This is a genomic window from Brevundimonas sp. (genome assembly GCF_036405315.1).
Lineage (GTDB): Bacteria > Pseudomonadota > Alphaproteobacteria > Caulobacterales > Caulobacteraceae > Brevundimonas.
This window is the reverse complement of record NZ_DASWXW010000098.1, coordinates 1-11,424: the sequence shown is the minus strand read 5'-3', so window position 1 is coordinate 11,424 and position 11,424 is coordinate 1. Positions and strand designations below refer to the sequence as shown.

Annotated in this window: 9 protein-coding genes; 6 read left to right on the top strand and 3 right to left on the bottom strand. The window is 69.5% G+C overall.

The features are described 5' to 3' along the window. Window positions 1-182 precede the first annotated feature (182 nt). The 4 genes from VGE49_RS06015 to VGE49_RS06000 all read left to right on the top strand — a co-directional run bounded on the left by VGE49_RS06015 (window position 183) and on the right by VGE49_RS06000 (window position 3,826). Window positions 183-1,127, top strand: coding sequence for a DUF4167 domain-containing protein (locus VGE49_RS06015; protein WP_331033653.1), 945 nt, complete (start codon window positions 183-185; stop codon window positions 1,125-1,127). Between the two features lie 82 nt (window positions 1,128-1,209). After that, complete coding sequence (locus tag VGE49_RS06010) at window positions 1,210-2,544, top strand: hybrid sensor histidine kinase/response regulator (RefSeq protein WP_331033652.1); 1,335 nt, start codon at window positions 1,210-1,212, stop codon at window positions 2,542-2,544. A gap of 105 nt (window positions 2,545-2,649) precedes the next feature. Then, window positions 2,650-3,351, top strand: coding sequence for a DUF4893 domain-containing protein (locus VGE49_RS06005; RefSeq protein WP_331033651.1), 702 nt, complete (start codon window positions 2,650-2,652; stop codon window positions 3,349-3,351). A 70-nt stretch (window positions 3,352-3,421) separates the two neighbouring features. Continuing rightward, window positions 3,422-3,826, top strand: coding sequence for an SPFH domain-containing protein (locus VGE49_RS06000; protein WP_331033650.1), 405 nt, complete (start codon window positions 3,422-3,424; stop codon window positions 3,824-3,826). A gap of 43 nt (window positions 3,827-3,869) precedes the next feature. Here VGE49_RS06000 and VGE49_RS05995 read toward each other — a convergent pair whose 3' ends face one another. Next, a complete protein-coding gene (locus tag VGE49_RS05995) occupies window positions 3,870-5,522 on the bottom strand; it encodes a serine hydrolase (RefSeq protein ID WP_331033649.1) in 1,653 nt (550 codons plus the stop codon). 60 nt (window positions 5,523-5,582) lie between these two features. Further along, entirely contained in the window at window positions 5,583-7,493 is a 1,911-nt protein-coding gene (locus VGE49_RS05990) for a BCCT family transporter (protein ID WP_331033648.1), read from the bottom strand. A 151-nt stretch (window positions 7,494-7,644) separates the two neighbouring features. Between VGE49_RS05990 and VGE49_RS05985 the strand changes: the two genes are divergently transcribed. After that, window positions 7,645-9,924: an outer membrane beta-barrel family protein gene (locus tag VGE49_RS05985; RefSeq protein WP_331033647.1), complete on the top strand. Its 2,280-nt coding sequence runs from the start codon at window positions 7,645-7,647 to the stop codon at window positions 9,922-9,924. 9 nt (window positions 9,925-9,933) lie between these two features. Here the strand turns inward: VGE49_RS05985 and VGE49_RS05980 are convergent, their stop codons facing one another. Then, window positions 9,934-10,578 (bottom strand): LysE family translocator, encoded by a 645-nt coding sequence (locus tag VGE49_RS05980; RefSeq protein ID WP_331033646.1) that lies wholly within the window; start codon window positions 10,576-10,578, stop codon window positions 9,934-9,936. Window positions 10,579-10,746: 168 nt separating this feature from the next. Between VGE49_RS05980 and VGE49_RS05975 the strand changes: the two genes are divergently transcribed. After that, the coding region (locus VGE49_RS05975) for a Clp protease N-terminal domain-containing protein (protein ID WP_331033645.1) at window positions 10,747-11,424 on the top strand (678 nt) is incomplete at its 3' end.

Below are 11,424 nucleotides of genomic sequence, written 5' to 3'. Positions count from 1 at the left end.
TTTGCTCGCTCAAGCGCGTCTGGGCCAGTGACGGTCGGGCCTGCAGGGCCCGGCGGACCACAGGGCGACGAACGGTTTTCCGAGCACATCGATACGGGGATTGGCCCCGACCGAACGGAACGACGAACTGGGTCCTGCCCGCCCTCAACCGGCGGCGGCCCGCACCAGCACGGTAAGCTCCGATGAGAGATTTCAAGGGCATGAAGCGTCAGCGCGGACGCAACCGGAAGCCCGGCGGCGGCGGCAACAACGCCAATGCGACCAACCCGAACCGGTCGTGGGACTCGCAAGGCCCCGAGAACATCAAGGTCCGCGGCAACGCCCAGACCGTTTATGAGCGCTACATGCAGCTGGCGCGCGACGCCTCGGCCGCCGGCGACCGGGTCCTGGCCGAGAACTACACCCAGCACGCCGAACACTATTTCCGCGTCTTGCGCGCCCTGCAGCCGCAGCGTCCGGTCAGCGAGATCGCCCAGCGCGAGCTGGCAGGTCAGGGCTTCGACATCGACTTCGAGGACGAGTCGGGGGCCCAGGCCGCCGCCATCATCGCCGCCGCCGCCGCCGAGCAGCAAAAGGCCGAGGACGAAGCCCGTCGCCAGGCCGAGCGCGCCGAACGTGACGCCAATCGCGACCGTGACCGTGATCGGGACCGCGACTACAACCGCGACCGGGATCGTGAACCGCGCGAGCCGCGCGACAATGACCGCGAACCCCGCGCCGAGGGCGAGCCCCGCGAGGGCGGCCGTCGTGAAACCCGCCGCGAGCGCTGGGAGCGCCGCCGCGAGGAACGCAACCGTCGCTTCGAGGCCGGCGAGGCCACGCCCGAGGACGAAGCCCGCGCCGCGGCCGAGGCTGAATACGCCGCCGAAGCCGTGTCGGACCAAGCCGTCGTCTCAGCGCCCGAGGGCGAAGAGGTCGAGGCCCGTCCCGCCCGCGCCCCGCGTCGTCCGCGCGCCGAGCGTGCGCCGGCCGAAGGCGAGGCCAGCGACGGCATGGGTCTGCCTGGCTTCCTGACCCGCCCGACCGCGCCGTCTTCTGATGAGGTGGAGGCCGCGTCGGAAGAAGCGCCCGCGCCCAAGCGTCGCGCCCCGCGCCGCAAGGTCGAGCCGGCGACCGACGAAGGCTGATCGACGGCGCGCAACCTTGGCGCGCATGTTTACATAATTGCAATCTATAGTCGTCACTCTCGAGGCATCGGAGGGACGTGCGATGGAACTCGTTCTGGTGGTGGTCGCCCTGGCCCTGTCGGGCTGCTGGGCGGGGTTGCGGATGGCGGTGAAGGCCCGACGCGAGGTGGCGATCCTGCGCCGGGTCAACGCCACGCTCGAGGCCTGTTCCGAGCAGCGGGCGCGTGAACTTCAGGCGGCCCTGACCGCCGCCGAAGGCCAGGCCGCCCAGGTCGAGGCGGCGCACCGCGCCAAGACCGAGTTCCTGACCAGCATGAGCCATGAACTGCGCACTCCGCTGAACGCGGTCATCGGCTTCTCCGACCTGATGCGGATGAACGAGGCGCAGGAGCCCCTGACCCATCGCCAGCATCAGGCGGTCGAGCAGATCCGCACCGCCGGCGCCCGCTTGCTGACCCTGGTCGACGAAGTGCTGAACCTGGCCGACATCGAGGGCGGCCGGCTGGCGACGGCGATCGAGCGGGTCGATCCGCTGCTGATCGCGCGGCAGGCGTGCGAGAGCCTGCGCCCCATGGCCGAGGCGGCGGGGATCGAACTGCGCGAGCCGCCGCCGGTCGCCGGCCTGGCCGCCCGGGCCGACCGCGAGCGTCTGCGTCAGGTGCTGACGGCCCTGATCGCCAACGCCGTCAAATACAACCGCCCCGGCGGCGTGGTTCTGATCGAGGCGCGCCAGTCGGGCGAGGGCGTCAGCCTGGACGTCCGCGACACCGGCCCGGGCCTTCCGGCCGCGCGGATGGACGAGCTGTTCCAGCCGTTCAACCGTCTGGGCCGCGAGGCTTCCGACGTTCCGGGCGCGGGGATCGGCCTGGCGGTGGCGCGCCGGTTGATCGAAGCCATGAACGGTCGGCTGGAGGCCGAAAGTCGCGAAGGCGAGGGCGCGGTCTTCACCATCCGTCTGCCGCTCGCCGTCGCGGAGGCGCGCGCCGTCGTCGCCTCTCCGGTCCCGGTCGCCCGCCTGCCCGAGGCGACCTTGCTCTACGTCGAGGACAATCCGTCCAACATCGCCCTGATGCGCCACGTCGTCATGGCGCTGGGACGGATTCAACTGCACGTGGCCGAGACCGGTCCGGAGGGGCTGGCCCTGGCCCGCGACCTCCGGCCCGACGTCATCATCCTCGATATCAACCTGCCTGGCATGGACGGGTTCGAGGTCAAGGCGCGGCTGAGCGAAGACCCCCTGACCCGCGACCTGCCGGTCCTGGCCCTGTCGGCGCGAGCCATGCCGGCCGACATCCGGCGAGGCCGCGCGGCGGGCTTCGCCGAGTATCTGACCAAGCCGCTGCAGATTCCCGCCCTGGTCGAGGCGCTGTCTCTGGCCCTGGAGGCGCAGGCGTCGCCGCCCGCCAACGCCGCCTGACCCCGTTGGCTGAGAGGGCGCGGGCCTTCGCCCGGGGTTGACGCGGCGCGCCCGGAGGGCTTCCTAGGAAATGGGGGCTTTTCGACCCTGTGCGAGGGAGCGTCCATGTCACGTTCGTCGGCCGGCATTTCGCGTCTCAAGACGAAGATTCCTCGCGCCCTGATTCCGAGCCTTCTGGCGACGGCCCTGCTGGCCAGCTGTGCGACCACGCCGCCGCCGCCGCCGCCGCCGCCTCCTGCGCCCAGCGCCCCGAGCGGCGCTGTGCTCAGCGACTGGCGCGGGGTCATCACCGCCGCCGACCGCGACCGCTATCAGCGGCGCGCCGCCGCCTGGACCCTCGCCCTGCAACAGGCGAAACGTCAGCCGGGCTCCGGCGATCTGGCCGGCCTAGGCGATCTGATCGTCCCTGATGCGGCGCGTCCCTCGGTGACGCCGCCGGTCGGCAACTATCGCTGCCGCACCGTCAAGCTGGGGTCCCAGGGCGGCGAGCAGGGCCTGGGCTATGTCGTCTACGGCTGGTTCGCCTGCCGCATCGAGCAGACCCCCGCCGGGCTGAAATTCTCCAAGCTGACGGGGTCGCAGCGGCCCAGCGGCCTTCTGTTCCCGGAGAATGATCGCCAGATGGTCTTCCTCGGCTCCATGTCCCTGGCGTCAGAGCCCGCTGCCCGTTCCTACGGCCTGAGGCCCGATCGCGACATGGTGGCTGTGGTCGAACGCATCGGCGAACGGCGCTGGCGACTGGTCATCCCCTGGCCGGCCAATGAGTCCAACCTCGATCTGATCGAGCTGGTCCCGGCCGCGCGCTGAGCTTGACGCCCTTGACCGCAGTCGTGGGCGCCGTCCACCCTGAGCGTCGTTTCATTCAGGGGAGGCGCTCATGCGCGGGGTTGGTTTCACCATCGGTTCGGTCATCGCCATCGGCATAGTGGTCGCCGTCGTCCTGGTCGGCTTCCCGACCTACAACGTCTATTCCAAGCAGATGGCGGGCAAGGCGGCCTATGAGGAGGCGGTGCAGAACCGTCGCATCCGCGTGCTGGAGGCCCAGGCCGCCCTGGACTCGGCCAAGCTGACCGCCGCCGCCGAGATCGAACGCGCCAAGGGCGCCAACGAGGCCAACCGCATCATGGCCCAGGCCTTGGGCGGCCCCGAGGCCTATCTGCGCTGGTCCTACATCAACATGCTGCAGGAGACGGCCGGCAAGGAAGGCCGGCAGACCATCTACATCCCCACCGAGGCCGGCATGCCCATCCTCGAGGCCGGCCAGCGCCCGGCGGCGCGTTGACCTAAGCCCTTCTCCCGCAAGGGGAGAAGGATAGGGCGCGCCCTTAGACCCGCGTCAGCCGCAGGTCCTGATAGTCGTAGCTGAAGTCGATGTCGGGCGAGACGCCCTTGAGCGTCGCCGTCGCGGGCTTGGCCGTCAGAATGTTGAAGGTCACGAAGGCGTCCTCCTCGCGCTTGTCGGGGAAGCGGGTGCGGAAGGTCTCGCCGTCATAGGGCTCCAGCCAGCCCTGCAGCGCCGGGGTGCGGGTGAAGGCCAGCCACAGGCCGGTCTTGCGGTTGCGGCCGCGCCCCTCGGTCTTCGGCGCGATGACGATGTCGCCGTACCAGGGATCGCGCCAGGTCCCGGCATAGGCCTCCAGCGGCATGGAGGGCGCGGCGCCCGCCGCCTGCTTGGCGTCGATCTCGACGGCGGCCTTCAGCGACTTCTCGGTCCCTTCGGCCTCAAGCTTCTTGGAATCCGCGATCCAGTCGACATCCACCTTGTTCATGGCGATGTCCGACAGGCCCGAGCGCAGGGCGCGCAAGAGGAAGCTCTCCTCGGCGTTGGTGAAGACCGAGAAGCCGATCTTGCGGCCGGGGATCAGCACCGTGGCCGAGATGCCGCCGGGCGAGCCGCCGCCGTGGGTGGCCAGCCGTTCGCCGCGATAATCCTGCACCTGCAAGCCCATGGCGTAGGTCGAGGCCACGGCTTGGTTGGGCAGTTCCGCCGTCGGTCCGCCTAGCGCCGAGACGATGATGTTGGGTTTGTACATCTCGCGCGCGGCGGCTTCCGAGAACAGGCGCGAGCCGTCGGCCAGCAGGCCCTCGTTCAGACGCACGGCGATCCATTTGGCCCAGTCGGTCGCGCTGGCGCAGATGCCGCCCGCCGCGGCGGCCGAATCCCAATTCCACACCTCGACGATGGAGTCCGCGATCTGCGTCATCGCGCCTTGATAGCGCAGAGGCGGGCCGACGCGGCCGTGGGGCAGGGCGGACTTGGTCGGATCGGCCAGACGCGCCAGGGGCACGCTCTCGCTCATGCCCACCTTGTCGAAGATGCGGGTCTGGACGAAGGCCTCCCAAGACAGGCCCGATACGGCCTCGATCACTGCGCCCGCCACCACGAACATCAGATTGCAGTAGTGGTAGTCCTCGCGGAAGCCGTCTTCGATGGGCACGAAGGCGGTCTGGGCCAGAATCTCGGCGCGGGTCCGGTCGCTGTTGGGCCAGAACAAGAGGTCCCCGGCGCCCAGGCCGAAACCGGCGCGGTGGCTCAGCGCGTCGCGCACCGTGATGCGCTCGCCGATCACCGGGTCCGACAGGGTGAAGCCGGGCAGATAGGTCTTGATCGGCTCGTCCCACTTCACCTTGCCCTCATCGACCAGGATGGCCAGGCAGGCGGCGGTGACGTTCTTGGAGTTGGAGGCGAGGGCGAACAGGGTGTGCGCGTCGACCGGCTCATTCTTGCCCCGACGGCGGACGCCGTAACCCTTGGCCAGCACCGTCTTGCCGTCGCGCACCAGGGCCAGGGAGACGGCGGGCTGGTCGGGCCAGGCGGCCATGCAGCCTTGCACCCAGGCGTCGGCGGCGGCGGCGATCTCGTCGTCGGTGCGCGTGTCCGAGCTGGTCTGGGCCCAGCCCGTCGCGGGCAGGGCCGCGCCCGATGCGGCGGCGGCGGAGGAAAACAGCGCCGCGCGGCGCGACAGGCGGATGGACATGGACACGCTCCGAAAAACAGAACGGCGACGCTAGCGCCGCCGACCGCCGAGGCCAAGCCGTCAGGCCGCCAGCCGCCACCTTTGCAGATGCTCCAGCACGTCGGCGACGATCTGGTTCCGAGTGAAGCCGGTCAGGTCGCGGGGCCGCGTGCCGTCCCCGGTCTGGGCCGTCATCCGCCATTCCAGGGCGCGACGGGCTTCCGGGGCCTCCAGCGCGGTCAGGGCCGGCAGGGGGCGCGACCGGGCGCCGATGCGATAGAGGAAGTCGCGTCCATTGGCGTGTTCGACCACCAGCCAGACCCCGCTCTCATCCATCTCGACGCGGCTGTGGTCCAGGCCCTCGTTCGACAGGGCGTCGCGCACATCGAGCAGGGCCGGGGCGGCCTGCCGTTCGATCTGGCGGGCGATGTCCTTGCGGCTGGCGGGCGAGAAGATGCGCTTCAGCCGCTCGCCGATCGGCGGGGCCTCGGTCTCGACCGCCTCGCCCTTGAGGTCGGCGTTCATCTGTCGCGCCAGCCCGAAACAGGCCAGGATCATGATGACGGCGAAGGGAAGCGCGGCCACTAGGGTCGCCGCCTGCAGCGCCCCCAGTCCGCCGGCCAGAAGCAGCAGGGCCGCCGCCAGGCCTTGCAGCACGCACCAGTAGATGCGTTGCCAGCGCGGGGTGTCCTCGGCCCCGCCCGAGGCCAGGGTGTCGATCACCAGCGACCCCGAATCCGCCGAGGTGACGAAGAAGACCGCCACCAGGGCGATGGCCAGGACCGAGGTGATCGCCGTTCCCGGCAGGTATTCGAAGAAGCGGAACAGGGCCGTCGACAGGTCCGCCTGCACCGCCTCGGAAATGGCCCCCGCCGCTACGCCCAGGTCCAGGCTCATGGCCGAATTGCCGAAGACCGTCATCCACAGGAAGGTGAAGCCCGACGGGACCAGCAGCACCCCGATCAGGAACTCCCGCACCGTCCGCCCGCGCGAGATGCGGGCGATGAACATGCCCACGAACGGCGACCAGGCGATCCACCAGGCCCAGTAGAACAGGGTCCAGTCCGCCATCCAGGCGCGCGGCTCATAGGCGTAGAGGGTGAAGGTGCGGACGAAGAAGTGGTCCAGATAGAGACCGAAATTCTGCACATAGGCCCGCAGCAGGAACAGGGTCGGTCCCGCGATCAGCACGAACAGCATCAGGCAGACGGCGATGACCAGGTTCAGCTCGGACAGCCGCCGCACCCCCTTGTCCACGCCCGTCAGGACCGAGATCGTCGCCGCCCCCATGACCACGGCGATCAAACCCACCTGCATGACGACGCTGCTGGGCAGGCCGAAGACGTAGTTGAGGCCGGAGTTCATCTGGGCCACGCCCAGGCCCAGGGAGGTGGCGATGCCGAACAGGGTGCCGCAGATGGCGAAGATGTCGACCGCGTCGCCCAGCCAGCCGTTCACCCGCTTGCCCAGCAGGGGATAGAGGCTGGAGCGCATCGTCAGGGGCAGGCCCTTGCGGTGCGCGAAATAGGCCAGGCTGAGGCCCACCACGGCGTAGATGGCCCAGGCGTGGACGCCCCAGTGGGTATAGGTGATGACCATGGCCTCGCGCGCGGCGTTGAGCGTGCCGGGCTCGGCTTCGGGCGGGGCGATGTAGTGCTGCACCGGCTCGGCCACGGCGAAATACATCAGGCCGATGCCCATGCCCGCGGCGAACAGCATGGCCAGCCACGAGACATAGGGGAAGTCCGGCTCGGCCTCGTCCGGTCCCAGCTTCAGGCGCCCGGTCGGTCCGACGGCCAGCACGGTTACGAACAGCAGGAAGCCCGCCACCGCCGCCACATAGAACCAGCCGAAGGTCTCGATCACCCAGGCCTGGGCCGCGCCGAAAATCAGGCCGGAGGTGGAGGGCGCCAGAAGCGCGAGCAGCAACAGGGCGCCCGCGATGGCGCTGGCCCCCCAAAAGACGCGGGGGTTCATCTTGGTCGTCAGCATGGGGACCTAGCGCACGGCGACGCTTGAAGTTCCGATTTTGGTCACAGACCCGCCATGCGGATGAAGAAGATGTAACTGGGGTATCTGAGGTTCGCCTGATAGCTCAACGGATTATGGAGCGTTGTCAGAACGTTCCGTGCGGGGCTGGATCATGTCGAAATACAAGTTTGCGCCATTGCTCGGCGCCGTTCTAGCCTTGCCGGCGGGCGCTGCCCTGGCCCAGACGTCTCCGACCTCGCCTCCGGCCTCTGCTCCGCAACAGCGCCAGATCTCTCCGGCTCAGCCCGCGCCCGAGAAGGCCGAGGACAAGGCCGCCGCCGTGGGCGACGTGGTGGTCACGGCCCGCGCCAACGATGTGCGGACCTCGATCGATTCTGTCAGCTACAGCCTGGCCGACGACCTTCAGGCGGCGAACGGGACCCTGGCGGAGGCCCTGCGCAACGTGCCCTCCGTCGACGTCGATCCCCAGGGCAATGTCTCGCTGCGCGGGGACGGCAACGTGACCATCCTGGTCGACGGCCGACCCTCGGCCATTCTGTCCGGGCCGAACCGCGCCGACGCCGTCCTGCAACTGCCCGGCAGCCGCTATGCGCGGATCGAGGTCATGACTAACCCTTCGGCGGCCTACAGCCCCGAGGGTTCGGGCGGGGTCATCAACCTGATCACCAAGCCGACGCCGCCGGCCGCCGCCGGAGCGCCCGGCGCGCCGGCGACGACGACCACCACCGGCTCCTTGCGGGTCAATGTCGGCGACAACGGCCGCTGGAACCTCGGCGCCAGCGGCTCGCGCCAGCGCGGCAAGCTGACCCTGACCGGCGACCTCAACTATCGCTATGATGATCAGAACTTCGCCTTCGACCGGCTGCGCGAACAGCTCGACCCGATCACCGGCGCCGTCACCTCCACGACCACCACGGTCCAGGAGAACGACATGATCCAGAAGGGAGCATTCGCCCGGGTCGCCGCCGAATATCGCCTGACCGACAAGACGATGCTGACCGGCGAGCTGCGCGCCAACCGCTTCGAGGCCGACGCCGAGGCCGGCGGACTGTTCGAAACCCGCGACGCGACGGGAGCCCTGACCAGCGCCTACAGTCGCGACGGCGTCGGCGGGTTCAAGATGGACGGCTGGGGCGCCACCGCCCGCGTCCTGCACCAGTTCGACACGTCGGGCCATGAGTGGTCGAATGAGCTGCGCTACGACCGCAACGACAACGAGAACGCCTCTCTGAACGTCAACCTCTTCTCTCTTCCTGCCGCGCCGCCGGTCTATGAGGACCAGAAGTTCCTGAACGCCCAGGAAACGATCGGCTTTACCAGCGCCTACACCCGCCCGATGGACGACGGCTCCAAGCTGCGCGCCGGCTATGAGCTGAGCCTTAACCGCCCGGATCAGGACGTCGTCCTGCGGCGCGGCCCGACCGAAGGCGGCCTTGCGCTCGTGCCTGGCCTCAGCAATCGGTTCGAGGCCGAGCAGACGGTCCACGCCCTCTACGCCACCTACGAGCGCCCCTTTGGCGAGAAGCTCTCGGCCCAGTTCGGCCTGCGTCTGGAACAGGCGGACATCGACGTCGAGGACGTCACCAACGGCGTGCGGGCGTCTCAGGACTATTTCCGCGCCTATCCGACCGGCCATGTCCAGTATCAGCTGACCGAGGCCCAGACCCTGCGCGCCAGCTACTCGCGCCGCATCCAGCGCCCGCAGCCGACCCAGCTGAACCCCTTCGTCAGCTACAACGACCCGCTGAACCTGCGCTCGGGCAACCCGAACCTGGAGCCGCAGGAGACGGACAGCTTCGAGGCCATGTGGCAGATGCGCCAGGGCCAGAGCTTCTATCAGGCCACGGCCTATTTCCGCGACACGACCAAAGCCTTCACCGACGTGGCGACCGACGTCGGCGGCGGCGTCCTGCTGACCCGGCCCGAGAACCTCGGCGCCCGGCGCGACCTCGGCGTCGAACTGACCGCCAGCGGCCGTCTGCACCCGACCCTGCGCTACAACGCCAGCATCAACGCCTTCCGTCAGGAAATCGACGCCGCCGGCATTCCGGGCGCTCGCGACCGCGAGGGCGAGATGCTGACCGGCCGTCTCAGCCTCAACTGGCAGGCCACGCCCAAGGACTTCGTGCAGGTCATGGGCTTCTGGCAGGGCGACCAACTGCTGGCCCAGGGCACGCGCGAGAGCGGCGGCATGGTCAACCTGGGCTATCGCCGCAAGCTCAACGATACGCTGTCGCTGCAGTTCACGGCCCGCGACATCCTCAACTCCTTCGGCGGCGCCACCACCTATGACACGCCCCAGTTCCGTGATCGGACCGATCAGGACCTCAACCTGCGGGCCTTCTACCTGGGTCTGACGTGGTCGTTCGGCGGCGGGCCGCGCCGCCAGCCCGAACAGTTCGACTTCTCCACCGGCCCGACCGGCGGCTGATCGTCGACGTCAGATCCGCGTCTCCCAGGCGGTCCAGACGGCGATGGCGACCAGGCCCAGGGCCATGGCGGCGCGCAGCACCGGCCCCTGGGCGCGGGTCAGCAGGGCGCCGCCCGCCCGCGCCGCCGTCAGCACGATGATCGAATGGACGGCGACGCTGACGACGACGTGCAGGCTCCCCAGCGTCAGGGCCTGGGTCAGGGGCGAGCCGTGGGCGGGACGGATGAAGCCGGGCAACAGGACCACGTAGAGCAGGGCCGCCTTGGGGTTCAGCAGGTTGCCGATCAGGCCGCGCCGGAACAGGGCGCGCCGCCGCGTCTCGACCGGCGCCGTCTCTGCCCCGTCGCCGGTGCCGCGCCAGGCGTCCCAGGCCAGCCACAGCAAAAAGCCCACTCCGGCCCAGCGGATGGCTTGATAGAGGGCCGGCCACAGCAAGACCACCTCGGTCAGGCCGAAGGCGGCGGCGACCATCCACAGGCTCAGCCCCAGGGTGATCCCGGCCACCGCCGCCAGACCCGCCGTCCGCCCTTGCGACAGCGACACCAGGGCCAGCCAGCCCATGTTCGGCCCCGGCGTCAGCTCCATCAGCGCCACCGCCGCCAGAAACGGCAGGACGACCGTCGGGTCGACCGGTCCGTGCGTCAGAAAATCCATGAAGCCTCCTGCGGCCACGCTAGGCCGGGACGGCGGCGCGCATCAATCGCGCGTGACGGGTCTTGCGTGTCCGATAGGCCACACCCACCTCGGTTTGACACACCTCAAGGCGTCGCTTCGTCGAAGGGCGCGTGTATGGTTTTTCGCCTTCCGAGGGGATTGCAGCGAATGAATCTCGACCTTTATTCCGACCGCGCCAAACAGGCCGTCCAATCCGCCCAGTCGCTGGCGCTCGCCCGGCGGCACCAGCAGTTCGCGCCCGAGCATCTGCTGAAGGTGCTGCTGGAGGAACGCGACGGCCTGGCCCGCAAGCTGATCGATCAGGCCGGCGGCGATCCGTCCGCCGTCGAGCTCGTCACCGAAGGCCTGCTGAAGAAGCGGCCCCAGGTCGAGGGCGGCTCGGGCCAGCTCTATCTGGACGGCGACCTTGCGCGCGTCTTCAGCGCCGCCGAGGAGACTGCGAAAAAGGCCGGCGACGCCTTCGTCACCACCGAACGCCTGCTGGCCGCCATCGCCAAGGAGGGCGGGGCCGCCGCCGAGGCGCTGAAATCGGCCGGGGTCACGCCCAGGAAGCTGGACGACGCCGTCGCCGAAATCCGCAAGGGCAAGACCGCCGACAGCGCGGCCGCCGAGGACTCCTTCGACGCCCTGAAACGCTACGCCCGCGACCTGACCGAGGCCGCCCGCGACGGCAAGGTCGACCCCGTCATCGGCCGCGACGAGGAGATCCGCCGCACCATCCAGGTCCTGGCCCGCCGCACCAAGAACAACCCCGTCCTGATCGGCGAGCCCGGCGTCGGCAAGACCGCCATCGTCGAGGGCCTGGCCCTGCGCATCGTCAACGGC

Bases quoted from the DNA above. Each gene is read 5' to 3' on its own strand.
- VGE49_RS06015 (WP_331033653.1), top strand. From the start codon at position 183: ATGAGAGATTTCAAGGGCATGAAGCGTCAGCGCGGACGCAACCGGAAG.
- VGE49_RS06010 (WP_331033652.1), top strand. From the start codon at position 1,210: ATGGAACTCGTTCTGGTGGTGGTCGCCCTGGCCCTGTCGGGCTGCTGG.
- VGE49_RS06005 (WP_331033651.1), top strand. From the start codon at position 2,650: ATGTCACGTTCGTCGGCCGGCATTTCGCGTCTCAAGACGAAGATTCCT.
- VGE49_RS06000 (WP_331033650.1), top strand. From the start codon at position 3,422: ATGCGCGGGGTTGGTTTCACCATCGGTTCGGTCATCGCCATCGGCATA.
- VGE49_RS05995 (WP_331033649.1), bottom strand. From the start codon at position 5,522: ATGTCCATCCGCCTGTCGCGCCGCGCGGCGCTGTTTTCCTCCGCCGCC.
- VGE49_RS05990 (WP_331033648.1), bottom strand. From the start codon at position 7,493: ATGCTGACGACCAAGATGAACCCCCGCGTCTTTTGGGGGGCCAGCGCC.
- VGE49_RS05985 (WP_331033647.1), top strand. From the start codon at position 7,645: ATGTCGAAATACAAGTTTGCGCCATTGCTCGGCGCCGTTCTAGCCTTG.
- VGE49_RS05980 (WP_331033646.1), bottom strand. From the start codon at position 10,578: ATGGATTTTCTGACGCACGGACCGGTCGACCCGACGGTCGTCCTGCCG.